Here is a 21,397-nt window from a genome sequence, read left to right as displayed (position 1 = left end):
TCGGGGCTGAAGCCCCTCCCACAAGGGTGAAACGTGCGCGGCGACGTTGGCCGCCGCGCGGGGTTCCTCAACCCGCCAGCTTACCGAAGATGCGGAAGCCGGCCAGCCACACGCCGAGCATGCTGCCCAGGTTGGTCAGCAGGAAGGTCAGCACCACCCGCGAGACGCGGTTGCGGTACCAGCCGCGCAGGTTCTGCGCGTCGTCGCGCAGGGCCAGGAAGTCGCCATAGGCCGGCTTGCGCATGTGCACTTCGACCAGGGCGCTGAACGCGCCGGCCGGCACGCCGGGGCGGAACGGCTTCAGCGGCGCGGCGATCGCGCCGGCGATCACGCTCAGCGGGTGGCCGCCGGCCAGGATGCAGCCCAGCCCGGCCAGGCCGCCGGTGAACAGCACCCACTGCAGCAGCAGGTCGGTGCCCAGGGCGAAGCCGCCGTGCCAGTAACCCCAGGCCACGCCGCCCAGTACCAGCGCGGTCAGGGTCAGGGTGATCCATGGCACCTTCTTCTTGGTGTGCACCTCCTCCAGCGCCGTGCGCAGCGTTGCCGGGTCGTCCTGGTCTCCCTGCAGGTGCCGCGCCAGGCCGGCGAGGTGGCCGGCACCGACCACCGCCAGCACCTCGCGCACGCCGATGGCCGGCGCGCCCTCCAGCGGTTCGGCGTTGTCGGGCAGCGGCAGCGCGCGCTGTTGCGCCTGTTCCTCGCGCAGGCGCGTGGCCATGTAGCGGTCGCGCTCGGCGATGATGGTGTCGTACAGCGCCGGACTCTCGCTGGCGAAGTCGCCGAAGCTGGCCTCGAGCATGTCGCCCTGCTTGAGCTTCTCGATCTCCGCCTCGCCGACCTCGTCGGAGGCGAACAGGCCGCCGAGCAGACCGCTGGCCAGCTTCAGCTTGCCGAAGAAGCCGAGCCGGCTGGAGGCACGCTTGAAGGTCAGGCCGACCTCGCGATCGACCAGGTACACCGGCAACTGCCGTTCGCGCGCCAGCAGCACCGCGCGCTTGAGCTCGGCGCCGGGCTCGATGCCCAGTTGCTCGGCCAGGCGCCGCTGGTAGGCGGCCAACGCGAGGTTGGCGGCGAACAGGGCCACGCGGCCCTTGCGGATCACCTGCACCAGGTCCAGCTTGGTCAGCGCGTCCGGGTCGGTCAGCGCCTGCAGGCGTTGCGGATCCAGTTCCACCGCCACCGCATCGAAACGGCCGCTGCCGATCGCCCGTTCCACGGCCGCGACGCTGGCCAGGGACACGTGCGCAGTGCCGAGCAGGGTGTAGCGGATGCCGTCGCGTTCGACGATGCGGTAGGGCTGGCCGTCGAACAGCGCGTCGTCGCCGTCGGCCTGGGAAAGTTCGTTCATTCCATCACTCATCGGAGGGCGCCTCGTCGGCGCCGGGGCTCAGCGGGCATGGGGGTGTGAGGGCATCGGCCGCGACGGGCATGGGCGCCTGCCGCCGGTTCGCGCTGCGTCGCAGCCAGCGGCGCAGCGCACGCAACGACCCGGCACGGCCACTGCGGGTCAGTCGATGTAGCGCTTCAGCAGGTCGCCGTAGGCATCGATGCGGCGGTCGCGCAGGAACGGCCAGATCCGCCGCACGTGCTCGCTGCGCTGCAGGTCCACGTCGCAGACCAGCACCGTGGGCTCGCCACCGGCCTCGGCGATGAACTCGCCCTGCGGGCCGAGCACGTGGCTGTTGCCCCAGAACTGGATGCCGGACGCGCCCAGTGGCGAGGGTTCGTGGCCGACCCGGTTGCAGCTCAGCACCGGCACGCCGTTGGCCACGGCATGGCCGCGATGGCTGAGGATCCAGGCATCGCGCTGGCGTTCCTGCTCGGCCTGTTCGTCGCTGGGGTCCCAGCCGATCGCGGTCGGGTACAGCAGCAGCTCGGCGCCGGCCAGCGCCATCAGCCGCGCCGCTTCCGGGTACCACTGGTCCCAGCACACCAGCACGCCGAGGCGGCCGACCGAGGTCTGGATCGGGGTGAAGCCCAGATCGCCCGGGGTGAAGTAGAACTTCTCGTAGAAGCCCGGATCGTCGGGGATGTGCATCTTGCGGTACTTGCCAAGCAGGCTGCCGTCCTTTTCGAACACCACCGCGGTGTTGTGGTACAGGCCGGCGGCGCGGCGCTCGAACAGCGAGCCGACCAGCACCACACCGTGGCGCTTGGCCAGCGCGCCCAGGCGCTCGGTGCTGGGGCCGGGAATCGGCTCGGCCAGGTCGAATTCGTCCACCGACTCGTGCTGGCAGAAGTACGCACCGTTGTGCAGTTCCTGCAGCAGCACCAACTGCGCGCCCTGCGCGGCGGCCTCGGCCACACGCGATTCGATCGCTGCCAGGTTCGCCGCGGCGTCGCCGTGGTTGCGCTCCTGGATCAGCGCGACGGAAAGAGTGTTTCGGCTCATTGCGGAATCAAGGTTCGCGGTAAACCGGCATGGTAGCGCGGATGGCCGCGCGGCAGGTTCCGGGGAGATGAATCCCGCGCCGCGCGTGGTGGCGGCGCGGGTGTGGTCGGCGCCGCGCTGGCGTGCGGCGCAGGCGCGGGCGGTTCAGTCCGCCAGCAGTCCGGCCGGCAGTTGCATGGTGATGCAGTGCAGGCTGCCGTTCTGCCAGATCAGCGCGCGGCAGGGAATCGGCACGATCTCGTGCTGCGGGAAGGCCTGCGCCATCACCGCCTGCGCCTGCGCATCGGCCGCGTCGCCGTAGGCGGGCATCAGCACCGCGCCGTTGACGATCAGGAAGTTGGCGTAGGACGCGGCCAGGCGCCGGCCCTCATCGATCACCGGCTGCGCCCACGGCAGCGGGAACAGGCGATAGGGCGCGCCGTCTGCGGTACGCAACGCGGCCAGTTCGGCGCCCATCGCCTGCAGCTCGGCGTAGTGCGAATCGCCGGCGTCGTCGCAGGCCTGGTAGATGATCGCGTCGGTGCTGGCGAAGCGGGCGAGGGTGTCGATGTGCGCGTCGGTGTCGTCGCCTTCCAGGTAGCCGTGATCCAGCCACAGCACGCGCTGCTGCGCCAGCCAGTCGGCCAGGTCGTGGCTGAGCGACTCGCGGCTGCGCTGCGGGTGCCGCTCGTGCAGGCACTGCCAGGTGGTCAGCAGGGTGCCGGCACCGTCGCAGTCGATGGCGCCGCCTTCCAGGGCGAACTCGATGCGGCGCACGTCGCTGTCGGCGAACAGGCTCTGCTCGGCCAGCACGCTGACCAACTGGTCGTCGCGGCTGGCCTGGAACTTGCCGCCCCAGCCGGTGAAGCGGAAATCCAGCAACTGGAAACCGCCGCCGGCGCGCGCCAGGGTGATCGGGCCGGAATCGCGCAGCCAGGTGTCGTCGTACTCGGCCTCGACGAAGCGCACCCGCTGCATGTCCACCCGCGCCGAGCGCAGCCGCGCCTCTGCATAGATCTGCAGGTCGGCGTCGGCCACGCAGATCAGCACCCGCTGGAAGCGCACGATCGCCGCGACCAGGGCGATGTAGGTTTCCTCCACCTCGGCCAGGCGCTCGGCCCAGTCGGTGCCGGCATGCGGCCAGGCGATCAGGATGGCGGACTGGGGTTCCCATTCCGCGGGAAGGCGAAGGCGATCAGACATTGCGACCTTTACTCAGGTTGTGCCCGGCATCGCGCCAGGGCGTGTGTCATTCATATCCCCGCACCGGTGGGCGTGGGGGCGTTGCGCAGGAACGCGGTACAGGGCGGTCGCGACGCGGCAGCGCCGGGGTATCGGCCAGGCACATGCGCAACCGGGCGCAGGAACTGCGTCAGCGGATCGCCGGCTTCGGCCCGATCTCGTTGGCGTCGGCCTTGTTGGCGACCACGTCCACCACCTTCTGCTTCTCGAAGTAGACGGTGAAGGCCGGGTAGACCCAGCGGTTGATGGTCGGCCACTGCCGCTTCTGGCCGCCGCGCGGTTCCAGCTTCTGTTGCGGGGCGCCGTAGCGCGCCTGCACCTGGGCCATGCTCAGGCCGCGGGTCGGCATCGCCGCCGCGGGTTCTTCCTTGACCCGCTCGACCAGCAGGGTCTCGGCGTGGGCGCCGCCGGCCAGGCCCAACACGGCCAGCAGCGGCAGGACGGACAGACGATGCTTCATCACGTGTACTCCCCAGAGGACGAACGCCGATTACAGCAAACTTCGGCAACAAAAAACCGCCCGAAGGCGGCTTTCGTCGACGACCGGCCACCGCTGCGCGCGGCGCGGCAGGGCAGGCCGGGTCGGATCAGCGCTGACGCGCCTTGAAACGGGGGTTGGACTTGCAGATCACGAAGACCTTGCCGCGGCGGCGGACCACCTTGCAGTCGCGGTGACGGGCCTTCGCCGACTTCAGGGAGGACAGGACTTTCATGGCACACCTCGGCGTAAACTTGTGGATTCGAAGGAGGGCGGCACGGTCGAAACCATGGCGCGGGATCAGTAAGCCGGCGATTGTAGCCTGGTTTTCTTCATGGTTTCAACTGCTTGCGCCAGCCCGGCTGGCGTCGGCGCTACAATGCGCCGCCCCCCCGTCCGAGGAACCGCATGAACGAGCCCGCTCCCGTCCTGACCATCGATGGCCCGTCTGGGGCCGGTAAAGGCACCGTCAGCCGCATCGTCGCCGCCCGCCTTGGTTGGCATTACCTGGATTCGGGGGCGCTGTACCGGGCGGTCGGGGTCGCGGCCAGCTGGGCCAATCTGGACATTTCCGATGCCGCCGCGCTGGTGCGCTGCACCTTCGACACCCGGGTGGAGTTCGACGAGGTCGCTGGCGGCGGACTGCGGGTCCGGATCAACGGCGCCGACGCCACCGACGAGCTGCGCCTGGAGACCACTGGCGCGGTGGCCTCGGCGATCGCCGCCATTCCGGAGGTGCGCGCGGCGCTGAAGCAGCGCCAGCGCGCCTTCCGCACTCCGCCGGGGCTGGTCGCCGACGGCCGCGACATGGGCACGGTGATTTTCCCGGACGCCCCGTACAAGGTGTTCCTGACCGCCAGCGCCGAAGAGCGCGCCCAGCGCCGGCATAAGCAGTTGAAGGAAAAAGGGGTTTCGGTTATATTCGACGACCTGCTGCGCGAGATCATGGCCCGCGACGCACGCGATGCCCAACGCGCGGTGGCCCCGCTGAGGCCGGCAGACGATGCCGTCCTCCTCGATTCCACCGGCATGGACATCGACCAAGTGGTAGGCCGCGTCCTGCAGTTGCTGCCGGTCTGAGCAGCACGCAGGGCAGGGCAGCAGAGTGGCGGCATGCATGCCGCCGGTTCCTCGCAACACCCGCAACATCCATGTTCCATCGATAGCGTCAAAGGCTCCGCTGCGCAATCCCGCGCTGCGGTTTTTCCATTCCACACCCGGCCGCTGTTCGGGCCGACTAACAGGTGGGCAGTCGCGGTTTTCCAGAAGAAAACGCCCTGTCCGTGTGTCCACTAGAGTAATTTCAAATGACCGAATCTTTTGCCGAACTGTTCGAAGCCAGCCAAGCCAATCTGGCCAAGCTGAAGCCCGGCGCCATCGTCACCGGTACCGTCGTGGAAGTCCGCGGCGACGTGGTGGTGATCAACGCCGGCCTGAAGTCCGAAGGCATCGTGCCGATCGAGCAGTTCCGTAACGACGCTGGCGAGATCGACGTCGCCGAAGGCGACCTGGTCAAGGTCGCGCTCGACTCGCTCGAGAACGGCTTCGGCGAGACCGTGCTGTCGCGCGAGAAGGCCAAGCGCGCCATGGTGTGGGACGAGCTGGAAGAAGCGTTGGAAAAGAACGAGACCATCACCGGCCGCATCAGCGGCAAGGTCAAGGGTGGTTTCACCGTGGACATCAAGGATGTCCGCGCGTTCCTGCCCGGTTCGCTGGTGGATGTGCGCCCGGTGCGCGACCCGGCCTACCTGGAAGGCAAGGAACTGGAGTTCAAGCTGATCAAGCTGGACCGCAAGCGCAACAACGTGGTGGTCTCGCGTCGTGCGGTGGTCGAGAGCGAGCACTCGGAAGAGCGCGAGCAGCTGATGGACAAGCTGCAGGAAGGCGCGATCCTGAAGGGCGTGGTCAAGAACCTGACCGACTACGGCGCGTTCGTGGACCTGGGCGGCATCGACGGCCTGCTGCACATCACCGACATGGCCTGGAAGCGCGTGCGTCATCCGTCCGAAGTGGTCAACGTCGGCGACGAGCTGGACGTGCGCGTGCTGAAGTTCGATCGCGAGCGTAACCGCGTCAGCCTCGGCCTGAAGCAGCTGGGCGAGGATCCGTGGGACAACATCGCCCGCCGTTACCCGGCCAACAGCCGCGTGTTCGGCAAGGTCTCCAACGTCACCGATTACGGCGCGTTCGTCGAGATCGAGCCGGGCGTGGAAGGCCTGGTGCACGTGTCCGAGATGGACTGGACCAACAAGAACGTCAACCCGTCCAAGGTCGTGCAGGTCGGCGACGAAGTCGAAGTGATGGTGCTGGACGTGGACGAAGAGCGTCGCCGCATCTCGCTGGGCATGAAGCAGGTCGCCGCCAATCCGTGGGAGACCTTCGCCGCCACCCACAAGAAGAACGACAAGGTGTCCGGCCAGATCAAGTCGATCACCGACTTCGGCATCTTCATCGGCCTGGACGGCGGCATCGACGGCCTGGTGCACCTGTCCGACATCAGCTGGAACACCACCGGCGAAGACATCGTGCGCAACTTCAAGAAGGGCGACACGCTGGAAGCCGTGGTGCTGGCGGTGGACCCGGAGCGCGAGCGCATCAGCCTGGGCGTCAAGCAGCTGGAGCAGGATCCGTTCGGCCAGTACATGGCTGCCAACCCGAAGGGCTCGAAGGTCGAGGGCGTGGTGCGTGAAGTGGACGCCAAGGGCGCCACCATCGACCTGGCCGACGGCATCGAAGGCTACGTCGCCGCACGCGACATCGCCAACGAGCGCGTCGACGACGCCAGCCAGCACCTGAAGGTCGGCGACAAGATCGAAGCCAAGTTCGTGGGCATGGACCGCAAGGGCCGCACCCTGCAGCTGTCGATCAAGGCCAAGGACGATGCCGAAATGCGCGAAGTGCTGGAGGAATACCAGTCCGCGTCGGGCGGCACCACCCAGCTGGGCGCGCTGCTGCGTGCACAGCTGAACGGCAACAAGTCCGAGTAATCCGCCACACGCAGCGTTACTGGCACGGCCCGGTGTTCCCGGGCCGTGCCAGGTTGCGACCCCACTGCACGCATCCGTAAATGACCAAATCCGAGCTGATCGAAATCCTGGCGCGCAAGCAGGCGCATCTGAAGTCGGACGACGTCGATCTGGCGGTGAAGTCGTTGTTGGAAATGATGGGCGGCGCCCTGTCCGGCGGCGATCGCATCGAGATCCGTGGCTTCGGCAGCTTTTCCCTGCATTACCGGCCGCCGCGCCTGGGACGCAATCCCAAGACCGGCGAGTCCGTCGCGCTTCCCGGCAAGCACGTGCCGCATTTCAAGCCCGGCAAGGAGCTGCGCGAGCGCGTGAGCGGCGTCGTTCCGGTCGAATCCGACACGCCCTGAGTCCGGCGTCCGGCATTTGCCGGAATCCACGCCTGTTCGGCTAATCTAGTGTCTCCCGACGCTGGAGTTGCTCATGAAGATTGCACGACTGCTGATCCTGCTGGTGTTGCTGTTGGCCGGCCTGGTCATCGGGTCGCTCAATTCGCAGCCGATCCAGATCAACTTCGTGTTCTCCAGCATCGCCACCACCTCCGGCATCGCCATCATCGTCTCGCTGTTCGCCGGCGTGCTGATCGGCGCCTCGCTGGTGCTGGCGGCCCTGGTGATTCCCCTGTATGCCAAGCTGCGTCGCGCCAACAAGGCCGCGAGCGCCGTTGCGCCGGCCGTCGCGCCGGTCTCTCCCCATGCCCACCAGCCCTTGGACGGACGCTGATCTTCGATGGACTTTCTGACCGAGTGGTTCTGGTTCTTCCTGTTCCTGCCGCTGGCGGCGCTGAGCGGCTGGGTGATCGGCCGCCGTGGCGGCCAGCGCCATGGCGATACCCAGGTCAGCCGGCTCTCCAGCACCTATTTCCGCGGCCTCAACTATCTGCTCAACGAGCAGCCGGACAAGGCGATCGAGCTGTTCCTGCACATCGCCGAACTGGACAAGGAAACCTTCGAGACCCAGGTCGCGTTGGGCCACCTGTTCCGCCGTCGCGGTGAGGTCGACCGCGCCATCCGCCTGCACCAGGGCCTGGTCCAGCGCGGCGATCTGAGCGACGCGCAGCGCGTGCAGGCCTTGCTGGCGCTGGGCGAGGACTACATGAAGTCGGGGCTGCTGGATCGCGCCGAAACCGTGTTCACCGAACTGGCGCAGATCGACCAGCGTGCGCCGCAGGCGCTCAAGCACCTGATCGGCATCTACCAGGCCGAACGCGACTGGGAAAAGGCCATCGACAACGCCACCCGCTACGAAGAGGTGACCGGCGAGCCGATGGGCAAGCTGATCGCCCAGTTCGAATGCGAGCTCGCCGACCGTTATCGCGCCTCCGGCAAGAACGACCTGGCGCGGGCGGCGATCGCGCGCGCCTACCAGGCCGACGCCAAGTCGGTGCGCGCCGGCATCCTGGAAGGGCGCATCGACGTCGACGACGGCAACGACGAGGCGGCCATCCGCGCCTTCGAGCGTGCCGCGCGCCACGACCCGGACTACCTGCCGGAGATCATGCCGGCACTGATGGAGTGCTACCGGCGCGGCCACGATCTCAGCGGCGCGCGCGCGTTCCTGTCGGAGATGACCGAGCATTACCGCGGCATCGCTCCGGTGCTGGCGCTGACCCGCCTGATGGAGTCGCAGGAAGGCATTTCCGCCGCGCGCTCCTACCTGGGCCGGCAGCTCAAGGACCGGCCGTCGGTGCGTGGCGAGTCGGCGCTGATCGACCTGACCCTGGCCGAGGGCGCGGACTCCACCGCGACCCTGCAGGACCTCAAGCACATCACCGACCAGTTGCTGGTGCGCAATCCCAGCTATCGCTGCACCCGCTGCGGCTTCGGCGCGCGGACCCATCACTGGCAATGCCCCAGTTGCAAGGAGTGGGGCACGGTCAAGCCGCTGCTCAACTACGCGGTGGTGTAGTGCCCATCGCAGGAGCCGCGCTGCTCTTGGCGCTCGGGGTATTCAGCGCGGCAGGCACCTGGCTGTCGCGCCAATACGCGCTCAAGCGCAAGCTGATGGACGCGCCCGGCGAGCGGCGCAGCCACACCGTGGCGACGCCGCGCGGCGGTGGCGTGGCGATCGTGGCGGCGGTCCTGCTGGCCTGCGCCTGGGCGGCGCTGCAGTGGCCGCAGCATGGCGCAGGCATCGCCATCGTTGCGGCCGGCCTGCTGCTGGTCGCCGGCATTGGCTGGTGGGACGACCATCGCTCGCTGTCGGCGGGACTGCGACTGCTGGTGCATGCAGTGGCCGCAAGCTTGCTGGCTGCACTTGTCTACAAGGCGAACCAACCGCTGTGGATGGTCGCGCTCATGTGGTTGGCAACGGTTTCGCTAATCAATATCTGGAACTTCATGGATGGCATCAATGGTTTGGCCGGCAGCCAGGCCATGCTCGCCGCCCTGGGATTCGCCAGCTTGCTGCCCGCGCCGTTGCGTTGGCCATGCTGGGTAGTGCTGGTGGCCTGCGCGGGATTTTTGCCGTTCAACTACCCACGGGCGCGCATTTTCCTCGGCGATGTCGGCAGCGGCGCGCTCGGCTACCTGATCGCCGCGCTGTTCGCCTGGTGCATCGTTGCCGATGGACAGGCGCCGTGGCTGCCGGCCTTGCCGCTGTCGGCCTTCGCCATCGACGCAGGCTTCACGCTCGCCTCGCGCATGCTCGCCGGCGAACGCTGGTGGCAACCGCACGCGCAACATTTCTATCAGCGTTGGGTACACACCGGCAGTAGCCATACTGTCGTCACGCTCGCCTACGGTTTGTTCAGCATTGTCGCGATTACAATTGCGCGGCTGGGCAGACCGCTGGATGTGGGTTTGCAGGCTGGTCTGACGATCGCCTGGTTCTGTTCGGCAGGTGTGCTTTGGCTGGCCTTGCGCAACCGGATGCGCCGAACTCTTACGGATCACTGATGCTTTCCACGCGCGACCGAGTCACCGAGTTGTTTCCCAAGGCCTCCGTGGTCGTCCACGATCTGGCCATCGTCTGGATCTGCTGGCAACTGCTGCACGCCGCGCGCTACACCATGCTTCCCGGCGAGCATCCGTTGCCGCTGTGGAATCTCAACACCGCCATCGTGCTGGTGGCGCAGGGGCTGGTGTTCTGGAAGGTCGGCCTGTACCGCGGCCTGTGGCGCTTCGCCAGCGTTCCCGACCTGCTCAATATCTTCAAGGCCAGCTTCTATGGCCTGGTGGCGATCGTGCTGGGGCTGGCCTACAGCCGCTTCGACGCCATTCCGCTGTCGGTGCTGATGGTGTATCCGTTCGCGTTGTCGGCGCTGCTGGGCGCGCCGCGCCTGCTGTACCGCGCGTGGAAGGATTATCAGATCGCGCATTCGGACGACACCGCACGGCGCGTGCTGATCGTCGGCGCCGGCCGCGCGGCCGAGGCGCTGGTGCGCGACCTGCGGCGGTCCGGTGCCTACCAGCCCGTTGGTTTCGTCGACGACGCCGGTCACCTGCACGGCGCCAAGCTGCAGGGCCTGCCGATCCTGGGCCGCATCGACGAAGCCGGCGCGATCGCCAAGGAAACCGCGGCCAAGTTGCTGGTCATCGCGATCCCGTCGCTGGACGCGGCCGGGATGCAGCGTGTGGTGGCGATCTGCGAGAGCACCGGTCTGCCGTTCCGCACCGTGCCGCGATTGGTCGACGTGCTCGAGGGCCATTACCTGCCGGGCGAACTCAAGGAGGTCGCGATCGAGGACCTGCTCGGGCGCAAGCCGGTGACGCCGGATTGGAAGCTGATCAAGGGCTGGCTGTCCGGGCGCACCGTGCTGGTCACCGGTGCCGGCGGTTCGATCGGCTCGGAACTGTGCCGGCAGTGCGCGCGTCATGGCGCGCGCAAGATCGTGTTGCTGGAGATCAACGAACTGGCGCTGATCACCATCCATGCCGACCTGCATCGCACCTTTCCCGATCTGGAAATCGACTGCGTGCTGGGCGATTGCGGCGATCCGGCGGTGATCCGCCACGCGATGCAGGTCGCCGAGCCGGACGCGGTGTTCCATGCCGCCGCCTACAAGCAGGTGCCGCTGCTGGAACGGCAGTGCCGCGAAGCGGTGCGCAACAACGTGCTGGCCACCGAGAACGTGGCGCGTGCCTGCGTCGCGGCCAAGGTCTCGACCTTCGTGTTCATCTCCACCGACAAGGCGGTCAATCCGGTCAACCTGCTGGGCGCGTCCAAGCGTTATGCCGAGATGGTGTGCCAGTCGCTGGACGACCAGGCGGTGAGCACGCGCTTCGTGACGGTGCGCTTCGGCAATGTGCTGGATTCGGCCGGCAGCGTGGTGCCGCTGTTCCGCGAGCAGATCCGCCAGGGCGGCCCGGTGACGGTCACCGATCCGCAGGTGACCCGCTACTTCATGACCATTCCCGAAGCCAGCCAGCTGATCGTGCAGGCGGCGGCCTCGGCATCGCATGGCGCGATCTATACCCTGGACATGGGCGAGCCGGTGCCGATCCGCCTGCTCGCCGAGCAGATGATCCGCCTGGCGGGCAAGCAGCCCGGGCGCGACATCGCCATCGTCTACACCGGCCTGCGTCCGGGCGAGAAGCTGCACGAGACCTTGTTCTACGCCGACGAAAACTATCGGCCGACGTCGCATCCGAAGATCCTGGAAGCCGGCGTGCGCAGCTTCTCGCGCGAGGACGTGTTGCGCGGTGTGCAGCAATTGCGCGCGGCGGTGGCCGACTACGACAGCGACACCATCGAGAAGGTGTTGCGCATGACCATGCCGGAGTTCGCGCCCTTGCGTCAGCAAGACGATCACGACGGCTCCGCTACCATCGTTCCATTCCCCGCACGCGAGGCCAGAAGGCTCTGATGAGCAAGAGAATCCGCAAGGCAGTATTCCCGGTCGCAGGTTTGGGTACCCGCTTCCTTCCCGCCACCAAGACCGTCCCCAAGGAAATGCTGCCGATCATCGATCGGCCCTTGATCCAGTACGCGGTGGACGAGGCGATCGAGGCCGGTTGCGACACCCTGATCTTCGTCACCAACCGCTACAAGCACGCGGTCGCGGATTATTTCGACAAGGCCTACGAACTGGAGCAGAAGCTGGAGCGTGCCGGCAAGCACGAGCAGCTGGAAATGATCCGCCACGTGCTGCCCGAGGGCGTGCGCGCGATCTTCGTGACCCAGGCCGAAGCGTTGGGCCTGGGCCACGCGGTGCTGTGCGCCAAGTCGGTGATCGGCGACGAGCCGTTCGCGGTGCTGCTGCCGGACGACCTGATCTGGAACCGTGGCGACGGCGCGCTGAAGCAGATGGCCGATCTCAACGAGCGCAGCGGCGCCAGCGTGATCGCGGTCGAAGACGTGCCGCACGAGAACACCGCCAGCTACGGCATCGTGGCCACCGAGGCCTTCGATGGCCGCAAGGGCCGCATCGCGCAGATCGTCGAAAAGCCCAAGCCGGAAGACGCGCCGAGCGATCTGGCGGTGGTCGGGCGCTACGTGCTCAGCTCGAAGATCTTCGAACTGCTGGAAAGCACCGGCACCGGCGCCGGCGGCGAAATCCAGCTGACCGACGCCATCGCCGCACTGCTGAAGAGCGAAGAGGTCGACGCCTACCGCTTCGAGGGCACCCGCTTCGACTGCGGTACCCACCTGGGCCTGGTCGAGGCGACCATCCGCTTTGCGCTGGAAAACAAGAAGCTGGCCAAGCCGGCGCGCGAGAAGCTCACGCAGATGCTCGCTGAGGAGTGAGCCTGGCGGTGCCCTTGCGGCAACCCGGTTGAAAAGGAAAAGGCAGCCGCGAGGCTGCCTTTTTTGCGCACCGGTTTCCGCACTACGTGCTTGCGCCGTACCCTCACCCCAACCCCTCTCCCGGTGGGAGAGGGGCTATGGCGTGTCCCTTCTCCCGTCGCGAGAAGGGACACACAGGGGCGGATGAGGGTCCGGGCGAAGCCTCGCATGGGCAGGTCAGCTCGGGCGCTTCAGTGCGCCCGGCCCTCACCCAAACCCCTCTCCCGGCGGGAGAGGGGCTATGGCGTGTTCCTTCTCCCGTCGGGAGAAGGTGCCCCGCAGGGGCGGATGAGGGTCCGGGCGAAGCCTCGCATGGGCAGGTCAGCGCGGGCGCTTCAGTGCCCCGGCCTTCACCCGAACCCCTCTCCCGGCGGGAGAGGGGCTATGGCGTGTCCCTTCTCCCGTCGGGAGAAGGTGCCCCGCAGGGGCGGATGAGGGTCCGGGCGAAGCCTCGCATGTACAGGTCAGCGCGGGCGCTTCAGTGCCCGCAGCCCTCACCCAACCCCTCTCCCGGCGGGAGAGGGGCTAATCCACCCACCCAAGTGCGGCGCTTACAGCGCCTCGATGATCCCCGCGGCGCCCATGCCGGTGCCGATGCACATGGTGACCATGCCGTACTTCTGCTGACGCCGGCGTAGGCCGTGCACCAGGGTGGCGGTGCGGATCGCGCCGGTGGCACCGAGCGGATGGCCCAGGGCGATGGCGCCGCCCAGCGGGTTGACCTTGGACGGATCCAGGCCGCTGTCGCGGATCACCGCCAGCGACTGCGCGGCGAAGGCTTCGTTGAGCTCGATCCAGTCCAACTGGTCCTTGCTCAGCCCGGCCTGCTTGAGCGCCTTCGGAATCGCCTCGATCGGGCCGATGCCCATCACTTCCGGACGCACGCCGGCGACCGAGAAGCTGACGAAGCGGGCCAGCGGAGTCAGTCCGTAGTCCTTGATCGCCTGTTCGGAGGCCAGCAGCACCGCGCCGGCGCCATCGCTCATCTGCGAGGAGTTGCCGGCGGTGACGCTGCCGCCGAACTGGCCGTTGCGGAACACCGGGCGCAGCTTGGCCAGGCCCTCGATGGAGCTGTCGGGGCGCGGGCCTTCGTCGGTGTCGACCAGCTTCTTGCGCAGCGCGATGACGTTGCCCGCCAGGTCGGGCTGGTGCGAGAGGATCTCGTAGGGGCTGATCTCGTCGCGGAACTCGCCGGCGGCGATCGCGGCGATGGCCTTCTGGTGCGAGGCGAGGGCGAACGCATCCTGGTCCTCGCGCGACACCTTCCACTCCTCGGCCACCTTCTCGGCGGTGATGCCCATGCCGTAGGCGATCGCCACGTGGTCGTCGGCGAACACGCTCGGCGACAGCGCCACCTTGTTGCCCATCATCGGCACCATCGACATCGATTCGGTGCCGCCGGCCAGCATCAGGTCGGCGTTGCCCAGGCGGATCTGGTCGGCGGCCAGCGCCACCGCCTGGATGCCCGAGGAGCAGAAGCGGTTGATGGTCTGCCCGGCCACCGAGTTCGGCAGGCCGGCCAGCAGCACGCCGATGCGCGCCACGTTCATGCCTTGCTCGCCCTCGGGCATCGCGCAGCCGATGATCGCGTCGTCGATGCGCGAGGGGTCGATGCCCGGCGCCTGCGCCACCACTGCGCGCAGCACGTGCGCCAGCATGTCGTCGGGACGGGTGTTGCGGAACATGCCCTTGGGCGCCTTGCCAACCGGGGTGCGGGTGGCGGCGACGATGTAGGCTTCCTGGATCTGTTTGCTCATTTGGCTTTCTCCGAAAGCCGGGATTGGGGATTCGGGATTCGGGATTCGTCAGAGCGGATCCCGGCGTCGAATGCTTCTTGCCCGGCTGATAAATGGTGGGAGGCGAGGGTGGCATCAGGTATTGGGGATCCGCCGTAACGAATCCCCAATCCCGACTCCCAAATCTCAGTTCCTGAGGGGCTTACCCGTCTTGAGCATGTGTCCGATGCGCGCCTGCGTCTTTTCCTGCTGGGCCAGTTCGACGAAGTGCTTGCGCTCGAGCTTGAGCAGCCATTCCTCGTCCACCAGGGCGCCGCGGTCGACCTCGCCGCCGCACAGCACGGTGGCGATGCGGGTGGCGATCTCGTAGTCGTACTCGCTGATGAAGCGGCCTTCCAGCATGTTGACCAGCAGCATCTTGAAGGTGGCGATGCCGACGTCGCCGGCGACCTGGATGCGTCGCGCCGGCAGCGGTGGGCGGTAGCCGCCCTCGGCCAGGGCGCGCGCCTCGGCCTTGGCGATGTACAGCGATTCGTAGCTGTTGAACACCACCTTGTCGGTGCCGCGCAGCAGGCCCAGTTCCTTGGCGTTGACCGCCGAGGTCGAGACCTTGGCCATGGCGACGGTTTCGAAGGTCTTCTTCAGTTCGGCGAACACGTCGCCACCCGGACCCGCGGCCTGCGCCGCGCGCACCGCGATCTCCTTGAGGCCGCCACCGGCCGGCAGCAGGCCCACGCCGGCCTCGACCAGGCCGATGTAGCTCTCCAGCGCGGCCACGGTCTTGGCGCTGTGCATCTGGAACTCGCAGCCGCCGCCCAGTGCCAGCCCGCGCACCGCCGCGACCACCGGTACCAGCGAATACTTGATGCGCTGGCTGGTGGCCTGGAAGTTGGCGACCATCGCCTCGAATGCGTCGACCTTGCCGGCCTGCAGCAGGCCCAGCGCGCCGGCCAGGTCGGCACCGGCGGAGAAGGGTTCCTTGTGCTGCCACAGCACCAGGCCCTTGAAGTCCCTCTCGGCGCGGCCGACCGCTTCCTGCAGGCCATCCAGCACCTGGTCGGAGACGGTGTTCATCTTGGTCTTGAAGCTGACCACGGCGATGTCGTCGCCGTCGTGCCACAGGCGCAGGCCATCGTTCTCGAACACGGTCTCGCCCTGCGCGAACTTTTCGCCCAGCAGCGGATCGGGGAAGCGCTGGCGCTTGTACACCGGCAGCGCCGAGCGCGGCAGCTTGGCGTCGCGCGCCGGGCTGTACGAGCCCTCGGCGGCGTGCACGCCGTCGCGGCCGTCGAACACCCAGTTCGGCAGCGGCGCGCTGCTCATGCTCTTGCCGGCGGCGATGTCGTCGGCGATCCACTGCGCGACCTGCTTCCAGCCCGCGGCCTGCCAGGTCTCGAACGGACCCAGCGCCCAACCGTAGCCCCAGCGGATCGCCAGGTCCACGTCGCGCGCGGTCTCGGCGATGTCGGCCAGGTGGTAGGCGCTGTAGTGGAACAGGTCGCGGAAGGTCGCCCACAGGAACTGCGCCTGCGGATGCTGGCTCTCGCGCAGCTTGGCGAACTTCTCGGCCGGGTTCTTGATCTTCAGGATCTCGACCACTTCCGGCGCGGCGGCGCGGTCGGCCGGGCGGTAGTCCTGCTTCTGCAGGTCCAGCACCACGATGTCCTTGCCGACCTTGCGGAAGATGCCGGCGCCGGTCTTCTGGCCCAGCGCGCCCTTGCCGATCAGGGCCTCCAGCCACTTCGGCGCCTTGAAGAAGGCATGCCACGGATCGTTCGGCAGGGTGTCGCCCATGGTCTTGATGACGTGCGCCATGGTGTCCAGGCCGACCACGTCGGAGGTGCGGTAGGTGGCCGACTTGGGACGGCCGACCAGCGGGCCGGTGAGGCCGTCGACCTCGTCGAAGCCCAGGCCGAACTGCTCGGTGTGGTGGATGGTGGACAGGATCGAGAACACGCCGATGCGGTTGCCGATGAAGTTCGGGGTGTCCTTGGCGTAGACCACGCCCTTGCCCAGGGTGGTGACCAGGAAGCTTTCCAGGCTTTCCAGCACCGCCGGCTCGGTGTGCTTGGCCGGGATCAGCTCGGCCAGATGCATGTAGCGCGGCGGGTTGAAGAAGTGCACGCCGCAGAAGCGGTGGCGCAGCTGCTCCGGCAGCACGTCGGACAGGGCGTTGATGCCCAGGCCGGAGGTGTTGGAGGCCAGCACCGCATGGTCGGCCACGAATGGCGCGATCTTCTTGTACAGGTCCTGTTTCCAGTCCATGCGTTCGGCGATGGCTTCGATGATCAGGTCGCAGCCGCGCAGCTGCTCCAGGCCGGAGTCGTAGTTGGCCGGGGCGATGGCCTCGGCCAGCGCGGTGCTGGCCAGCGGCGCCGGGCTGAGCTTGGTCAGGTTGGCGATCGCCTTGAGCACCACGCCATCGGCGGGGCCTTCCTTGGCGGGAAGGTCGAACAGCACGGTGTCGACGCCGGCGTTGGTCAGGTGCGCAGCGATCTGCGCACCCATCACGCCCGCGCCCAGGACGGCGGCACGGCGGACGAGCAGGGGATTGGACATAGCGATCAGCCTCTGTGGGTCAACGTTTGCGGGATCAGGGAACCGAGTGGGCGAGGAAGCCGGCTTCGGCGAAACGGATGAGTTCGCGGGCGGCGTGGGCGCGGTGCGCGCCCTCGCTGACGCCGGCGGGGCGTTTGATCAGGCCGAAATCGGCCATGGCGTAGGTCAGGGCGCCGGCCAGGAAATCCAGGCGCCAGTACAGTTCCTGCTTGCTCAGCCCGGGCACGCAGGCGGCGATGGCCTTGCCGAACTCGCGCAGCACGTGGCCGTAATGGTCGGACAGGAACTGGCGCAGGCTGTCGTTGTTCTCGGCGTAGGCGCGGGCGATCACCCGCACGAAGGCGCCGCCGCTCTGCCGCTCCTGGGCCATGGCCAGGGCCGGTTCGACGAACGCGGCCAGCACCGGGCCGAGTTGGCCGGGATGCTGCTGTTGCGCGGCTTCCAGCTGCGCCATGCGCGCGGCGGTCATTTCGTCCATGCGCCGCCGGAACACCTCGTTGACCAAGTTTTCCTTGGACCCGAAGTGGTAGTTCACCGCGGCGATGTTCACGTCGGCCTGGCTGGTGACCTGGCGCAGCGAGGTGCCGGAAAAGCCGTGCTGCGCGAACAGTTCCTCGGCCGCGCTGAGGATGCGGTCCTTGGTCGAGAAGTGCGCTTGCTTTGCCATGCGGCCGCCAGAATCAATCAAACGATTGTTTGAGTCTAGGCCTGGGCGGCAGGCGCGTCATGCTGCTTTGCAGCACGATTCAGCCTGGCCGTGCAAAGCCGGCGCCGATTGGATAGAATTGTCCATCGCAATTCTGGCTAAACCCGCGTTTTGACGCGGGTTTTTTTCATGTTAACCTCGGGCCTTCAGTGGCCCGCCCAACGGAGAACTTCCCATGGCGCTGGAGCGCACCCTGTCCATCATCAAGCCCGACGCCGTCGCCAAGAACGTCATCGGCGAAATCTACTCGCGCTTCGAGAAGGCCGGCCTGAAGGTCGTGGCCGCCAAGTACAAGCAGCTGTCGCGCCGCGAGGCCGAGGGCTTCTACGCCGTGCACCGCGAGCGTCCATTCTTCAACGCGCTGGTCGAGTTCATGATCTCCGGCCCGGTGATGATCCAGGCGCTGGAAGGCGAGAACGCCGTGGCCGCGCACCGCGACCTGCTGGGCGCCACCAACCCGAAGGACGCCGCGCCGGGCACCATCCGCGCCGACTTCGCCGATTCGATCGACGCCAACGCCGCGCACGGCTCGGACTCGGTCGAGAACGCCGCCAACGAAGTGGCGTATTTCTTCGCCGCCACCGAAGTGGTTTCGCGCTAAGCGAGGTCGTCGTGAACGAGGTCGTCCATCCTCCCTTGGCCATCGCCGATCCCGTGCGGACCGGCGCGGCGGCCAAGCAGAATCTGCTCGACCTCGATCGCGAGGGGCTGGAGCGTTTCTTCGCCGAGACCCTCGGCGAAGCGCGCTACCGCGCCCACCAGGTGATGAAGTGGATCCACCACCGCTACGTCACCGACTTCGACCAGATGACCGACCTCGGCAAGGCGCTGCGCGCCAAGCTGCAGCAGCATGCCGAGGTCGTCGTCCCCAACATCGTGTTCGACAAGCCCTCCGCCGATGGCACCCACAAGTGGCTGCTGGCGATGGGCGTGGACGGCAAGAACGCGATCGAGACCGTCTACATTCCCGACAAGACCCGCGGCACGCTGTGCGTGTCCTCGCAGGTCGGCTGCGGCCTCAACTGCACCTTCTGCTCCACCGCCACCCAGGGCTTCAACCGCAACCTCTCCACCGCCGAGATCATCGGCCAGGTGTGGGTCGCGGCGCGGCACCTGGGCAACGTGCCGCACCAGATGCGCCGTCTCACCAACGTGGTGATGATGGGCATGGGCGAGCCGCTGATGAATTTCGACAACGTCGTGCGCGCGATGAGCGTGATGCGCGACGATCTGGGCTATGGCCTGGCCAACAAGCGCGTGACCCTGTCCACCTCGGGCCTGGTGCCGCAGATCGACCGTCTGTCCAGCGAGAGCGACGTGTCGCTGGCGGTGTCGCTGCACGCGCCCAACGACGCGCTGCGCGAGACCCTGGTCCCGCTCAACAAGAAGTACCCGATCGCCGAGTTGATGGCTGCCTGCGCGCGCTATCTGCGCGCCAACAAGCGTCGCGAATCGGTGACCTTCGAATACACCCTCATGAAGGGGATCAACGACCAGCCCGAACATGCGCGGCAACTGGCGCGGCTGATGCGCCAGTTCGACAACGCGGTGCAGGCGTCGAACGCCGGCAAGGTCAACCTGATCCCGTTCAATCCGTTCCCGGGCACGCGCTACGAGCGCTCCGGCGAGACCGAGATCCGCGCGTTCCAGAAGATCCTGCTGGACGCGCAGGTGCTGACCATGGTGCGGCGCACGCGCGGCGACGACATCGATGCGGCCTGCGGGCAGCTCAAGGGGCAGGTCATGGACCGCACCCGTCGCCAGGCCGAGTTCAAGCGCGAATTGCAGACGCGGGCGGATCGGGATGCGGCGGCGTAGCCAAGGGCGTTCCATCGCGGTGGTGGCGATCACAGTGCTGGCCTTGCCGGGCTGCAACTGGATCGCCGCCAAGACCGGCACCGTGCGCACCGCCGAGCAGGTGCAGCCGCATTATTCCTTCCGCGACAGCCGCGCGGTGAAGTCGCGCGTGGCCTTGCAGGAACAACTCGGCCTGGCCGCCAACGGGCTTGCCTCCAACGACCTGGACGCGGCGCAGACGCACGCGCGCAAGGCGCTGGCAGTGGACGCCGAGTCGGTCGACGCGCTGACCGTGCTCGCGGTGGTCGCCGATCGCCGCGGCGATGCCGCGACCGCTGGCGGGTACTACCGCAAGGCCGCCGAGCTGGCGCCGAGCAACGGCGCGACCTTGAACAACTACGGCGCCTGGCTGTGCGCGAACGGCTCGCCGGCGGAGTCGCTGACCTGGTTCGACCGCGCGCTCGCGCTGCAGGACTACGCCACGCCGGCGTCGGCGCTGGCCAATGCCGGCGGCTGCGCGCTGCAGGTCGGCCAGCGCGAGCGCGGCGAACGCGACCTGCGCAAGGCGCTGGACCTGGATCCGGACAACGCGTACGCACTCGAGGCGATGGCCCGCAACGAGGTCGCAAAAGGGCGCTTTTTCGAGGCGCGGGCCTTCTCCGAGCGGCGTCTGGCGGCTGCGCCTGCCACCGCTTCCGTGTTACAACTTGCTATTCAGATTGAGCAAAGGCTGGGCGACAAGGCTGCCGCCGGCCGTTACCAACAGCGGTTGCGCAAGGAGTTTCCCGATGCCGCGACCACGACACCCGGGGCTAGTGCATTGTGATCAGTGATTCCAATCCGAACGCTTTCGAAGGCGCCAAAGGCTGCGGGCAACAGCTCCGCGAAGCGCGCGAAGCGGCCGGTCTGAGCATCGACGACGTCGGCAGCCGACTGCGCATGCCGGTGCATGTGGTACAGGCACTCGAGTCGGAGCAGTGGCAGCGCCTCGGCGCGCCGGTGTTCGTCCGTGGGCAGTTGCGCAGCTACGCACGCCTGCTCGGCGTCGATCTGGAGCCCTTGCTGCAGACCGCGCAGATCGCGCCGGTGCAGCCGGTCGAATTGATCAGCCACACGCATACCCCGCCGCTGCGACGCATGCTCGAGAGCGCCACGCGGCGCATGGTCTACGTGGTGATCACCGCCGGACTGGCGGTGCCGGTGTGGTACGCCACCCGTAGCCACTTCGCCGACGACAACGGCCCCAGCACCGCTTCGCTGGACGTGGTGCCGGGGGCGCCGGGCGGTGCCGCTACCGCGACGGCGACGCCTGCCAATGGCGCCGCTGCGGCAGTACCGGCCGCGCCGGCGGCCGCACGGCCGGCGCCGAGTGCCGCGCCGTACATCGCCTCGCTGACGCCGATGCCGCGTCCGGCAGCGGAGCCGGAAAAGAACAGTCTGAGCCTGTCGTTCCAGGGCGACAGCTGGGTGCAGATCCTCGCGCCGGACGGCACGTCGGTCGAGAAGGCGCTGCTGAAGGCGGGCGAGACCCGCACGTATGCGCCGGGCCAGGTCGGGCGCGTGGTGTTGGGCAATGCCTCCGCGGTCCAGGTTCAGCAATCCGGGAGTACCGTGGATCTGACCCCGTTCAGGCGCGCAAACGTGGCGCGCTTTGCGGTATCCTCTGACGGTTCCGTGGTGCCCGCCTCCGAGTGACGGCGGCGCGGTTCCTCACTTTCAACATTTCATGTCCCGTCGCAGCGGCGGGGCGAGAGTACG

The 21,397-nt window shown here is 67.6% G+C and carries 20 protein-coding genes; 12 read left to right on the top strand and 8 right to left on the bottom strand.

The features are described from left to right. Positions 1–67: 67 nt before the first annotated feature. The 5 genes from GGR71_RS13175 to ykgO all read right to left on the bottom strand — a co-directional run bounded on the left by GGR71_RS13175 (position 68) and on the right by ykgO (position 4,326). Positions 68–1,360, bottom strand: coding sequence for a TraB/GumN family protein (locus GGR71_RS13175; RefSeq protein ID WP_160960106.1), 1,293 nt, complete (start codon positions 1,358–1,360; stop codon positions 68–70). Between the two features lie 147 nt (positions 1,361–1,507). Continuing rightward, entirely contained in the window at positions 1,508–2,392 is an 885-nt protein-coding gene (locus GGR71_RS13170) for a carbon-nitrogen hydrolase (RefSeq protein ID WP_152245731.1), read from the bottom strand. Between the two features lie 144 nt (positions 2,393–2,536). Then, positions 2,537–3,574, bottom strand: coding sequence for an agmatine deiminase family protein (locus GGR71_RS13165; protein WP_160960103.1), 1,038 nt, complete (start codon positions 3,572–3,574; stop codon positions 2,537–2,539). A gap of 169 nt (positions 3,575–3,743) precedes the next feature. Continuing rightward, positions 3,744–4,073 (bottom strand): hypothetical protein, encoded by a 330-nt coding sequence (locus tag GGR71_RS13160; protein WP_048490248.1) that lies wholly within the window; start codon positions 4,071–4,073, stop codon positions 3,744–3,746. A gap of 127 nt (positions 4,074–4,200) precedes the next feature. Then, on the bottom strand, positions 4,201–4,326 hold the full coding sequence (ykgO, locus tag GGR71_RS13155) for a type B 50S ribosomal protein L36 (protein WP_010342887.1): 126 nt from the start codon (positions 4,324–4,326) through the stop codon (positions 4,201–4,203). A gap of 173 nt (positions 4,327–4,499) precedes the next feature. Between ykgO and cmk the strand changes: the two genes are divergently transcribed. The 8 genes from cmk to galU all read left to right on the top strand — a co-directional run bounded on the left by cmk (position 4,500) and on the right by galU (position 12,802). Next, entirely contained in the window at positions 4,500–5,171 is a 672-nt protein-coding gene (gene cmk / locus GGR71_RS13150; protein WP_048490247.1) for a (d)CMP kinase, read from the top strand. 227 nt (positions 5,172–5,398) lie between these two features. Next, positions 5,399–7,078: a 30S ribosomal protein S1 gene (gene rpsA, locus GGR71_RS13145; protein WP_010342889.1), complete on the top strand. Its 1,680-nt coding sequence runs from the start codon at positions 5,399–5,401 to the stop codon at positions 7,076–7,078. 80 nt (positions 7,079–7,158) lie between these two features. Continuing rightward, positions 7,159–7,464, top strand: a complete 306-nt coding sequence (locus tag GGR71_RS13140) for an integration host factor subunit beta (RefSeq protein ID WP_010342890.1) — start codon at positions 7,159–7,161, stop codon at positions 7,462–7,464. A 73-nt stretch (positions 7,465–7,537) separates the two neighbouring features. Beyond that, positions 7,538–7,837 (top strand): LapA family protein, encoded by a 300-nt coding sequence (locus tag GGR71_RS13135; RefSeq protein ID WP_160960100.1) that lies wholly within the window; start codon positions 7,538–7,540, stop codon positions 7,835–7,837. A 6-nt stretch (positions 7,838–7,843) separates the two neighbouring features. Continuing rightward, a complete protein-coding gene (gene lapB / locus GGR71_RS13130) occupies positions 7,844–9,022 on the top strand; it encodes a lipopolysaccharide assembly protein LapB (protein WP_160960097.1) in 1,179 nt (392 codons plus the stop codon). Beyond that, positions 9,022–10,011, top strand: a complete 990-nt coding sequence (locus tag GGR71_RS13125; protein WP_160960094.1) for an MraY family glycosyltransferase — start codon at positions 9,022–9,024, stop codon at positions 10,009–10,011. The genes lapB and GGR71_RS13125 overlap by 1 nt, the downstream gene beginning before the upstream one ends. Continuing rightward, positions 10,011–11,921, top strand: a complete 1,911-nt coding sequence (locus GGR71_RS13120; protein WP_160960091.1) for a polysaccharide biosynthesis protein — start codon at positions 10,011–10,013, stop codon at positions 11,919–11,921. Before GGR71_RS13125 ends, GGR71_RS13120 begins: the two co-directional genes overlap by 1 nt. Beyond that, positions 11,921–12,802 carry a UTP--glucose-1-phosphate uridylyltransferase GalU gene (galU, locus tag GGR71_RS13115; RefSeq protein ID WP_160960088.1) on the top strand — a complete coding sequence of 294 codons (882 nt, stop codon included), beginning with the start codon at positions 11,921–11,923 and terminating at the stop codon, positions 12,800–12,802. Before GGR71_RS13120 ends, galU begins: the two co-directional genes overlap by 1 nt. Before the next feature lie 590 nt (positions 12,803–13,392). Here galU and GGR71_RS13110 read toward each other — a convergent pair. The 3 genes from GGR71_RS13110 to GGR71_RS13100 all read right to left on the bottom strand — a co-directional run bounded on the left by GGR71_RS13110 (position 13,393) and on the right by GGR71_RS13100 (position 17,803). Then, positions 13,393–14,598 (bottom strand): acetyl-CoA C-acyltransferase, encoded by a 1,206-nt coding sequence (locus GGR71_RS13110; protein WP_160960086.1) that lies wholly within the window; start codon positions 14,596–14,598, stop codon positions 13,393–13,395. A 165-nt stretch (positions 14,599–14,763) separates the two neighbouring features. Beyond that, entirely contained in the window at positions 14,764–17,136 is a 2,373-nt protein-coding gene (locus GGR71_RS13105) for a 3-hydroxyacyl-CoA dehydrogenase/enoyl-CoA hydratase family protein (RefSeq protein ID WP_160960083.1), read from the bottom strand. A gap of 34 nt (positions 17,137–17,170) precedes the next feature. Then, positions 17,171–17,803 carry a TetR/AcrR family transcriptional regulator gene (locus GGR71_RS13100; RefSeq protein WP_160960081.1) on the bottom strand — a complete coding sequence of 211 codons (633 nt, stop codon included), beginning with the start codon at positions 17,801–17,803 and terminating at the stop codon, positions 17,171–17,173. A 214-nt stretch (positions 17,804–18,017) separates the two neighbouring features. Between GGR71_RS13100 and ndk the strand changes: the two genes are divergently transcribed. The 4 genes from ndk to GGR71_RS13080 are packed head-to-tail and all read left to right on the top strand — an operon-like array spanning position 18,018 to position 21,334. After that, positions 18,018–18,443, top strand: a complete 426-nt coding sequence (gene ndk, locus GGR71_RS13095; protein WP_002812972.1) for a nucleoside-diphosphate kinase — start codon at positions 18,018–18,020, stop codon at positions 18,441–18,443. Between the two features lie 11 nt (positions 18,444–18,454). Then, positions 18,455–19,660: a 23S rRNA (adenine(2503)-C(2))-methyltransferase RlmN gene (gene rlmN, locus GGR71_RS13090; RefSeq protein WP_010342900.1), complete on the top strand. Its 1,206-nt coding sequence runs from the start codon at positions 18,455–18,457 to the stop codon at positions 19,658–19,660. Between the two features lie 13 nt (positions 19,661–19,673). Further along, a complete protein-coding gene (gene pilW, locus GGR71_RS13085; protein WP_184452050.1) occupies positions 19,674–20,465 on the top strand; it encodes a type IV pilus biogenesis/stability protein PilW in 792 nt (263 codons plus the stop codon). Next, positions 20,462–21,334: a RodZ domain-containing protein gene (locus GGR71_RS13080; protein WP_160960079.1), complete on the top strand. Its 873-nt coding sequence runs from the start codon at positions 20,462–20,464 to the stop codon at positions 21,332–21,334. Before pilW ends, GGR71_RS13080 begins: the two co-directional genes overlap by 4 nt. Positions 21,335–21,397: the final 63 nt, after the last annotated feature.

The sequence above is a fragment of the Xanthomonas sp. F1 genome (genome assembly GCF_014199855.1).
This window is presented reverse-complemented; position numbering and strand designations above follow the sequence as displayed.

What these genes read in the sequence shown, in the direction of transcription:
- ndk (WP_002812972.1), top strand. Translation starts at nt 18,018, where the DNA reads ATGGCGCTGGAGCGCACCCTGTCCATCATCAAGCCCGACGCCGTCGCC.
- GGR71_RS13135 (WP_160960100.1), top strand. Translation starts at nt 7,538, where the DNA reads ATGAAGATTGCACGACTGCTGATCCTGCTGGTGTTGCTGTTGGCCGGC.
- GGR71_RS13140 (WP_010342890.1), top strand. Translation starts at nt 7,159, where the DNA reads ATGACCAAATCCGAGCTGATCGAAATCCTGGCGCGCAAGCAGGCGCAT.
- cmk (WP_048490247.1), top strand. Translation starts at nt 4,500, where the DNA reads ATGAACGAGCCCGCTCCCGTCCTGACCATCGATGGCCCGTCTGGGGCC.
- GGR71_RS13175 (WP_160960106.1), bottom strand. Translation starts at nt 1,360, where the DNA reads ATGAGTGATGGAATGAACGAACTTTCCCAGGCCGACGGCGACGACGCG.
- galU (WP_160960088.1), top strand. Translation starts at nt 11,921, where the DNA reads ATGAGCAAGAGAATCCGCAAGGCAGTATTCCCGGTCGCAGGTTTGGGT.
- GGR71_RS13110 (WP_160960086.1), bottom strand. Translation starts at nt 14,598, where the DNA reads ATGAGCAAACAGATCCAGGAAGCCTACATCGTCGCCGCCACCCGCACC.
- GGR71_RS13100 (WP_160960081.1), bottom strand. Translation starts at nt 17,803, where the DNA reads ATGGCAAAGCAAGCGCACTTCTCGACCAAGGACCGCATCCTCAGCGCG.
- GGR71_RS13160 (WP_048490248.1), bottom strand. Translation starts at nt 4,073, where the DNA reads ATGAAGCATCGTCTGTCCGTCCTGCCGCTGCTGGCCGTGTTGGGCCTG.
- GGR71_RS13170 (WP_152245731.1), bottom strand. Translation starts at nt 2,392, where the DNA reads ATGAGCCGAAACACTCTTTCCGTCGCGCTGATCCAGGAGCGCAACCAC.
- ykgO (WP_010342887.1), bottom strand. Translation starts at nt 4,326, where the DNA reads ATGAAAGTCCTGTCCTCCCTGAAGTCGGCGAAGGCCCGTCACCGCGAC.
- rpsA (WP_010342889.1), top strand. Translation starts at nt 5,399, where the DNA reads ATGACCGAATCTTTTGCCGAACTGTTCGAAGCCAGCCAAGCCAATCTG.
- GGR71_RS13120 (WP_160960091.1), top strand. Translation starts at nt 10,011, where the DNA reads ATGCTTTCCACGCGCGACCGAGTCACCGAGTTGTTTCCCAAGGCCTCC.
- GGR71_RS13105 (WP_160960083.1), bottom strand. Translation starts at nt 17,136, where the DNA reads ATGTCCAATCCCCTGCTCGTCCGCCGTGCCGCCGTCCTGGGCGCGGGC.
- lapB (WP_160960097.1), top strand. Translation starts at nt 7,844, where the DNA reads ATGGACTTTCTGACCGAGTGGTTCTGGTTCTTCCTGTTCCTGCCGCTG.
- GGR71_RS13165 (WP_160960103.1), bottom strand. Translation starts at nt 3,574, where the DNA reads ATGTCTGATCGCCTTCGCCTTCCCGCGGAATGGGAACCCCAGTCCGCC.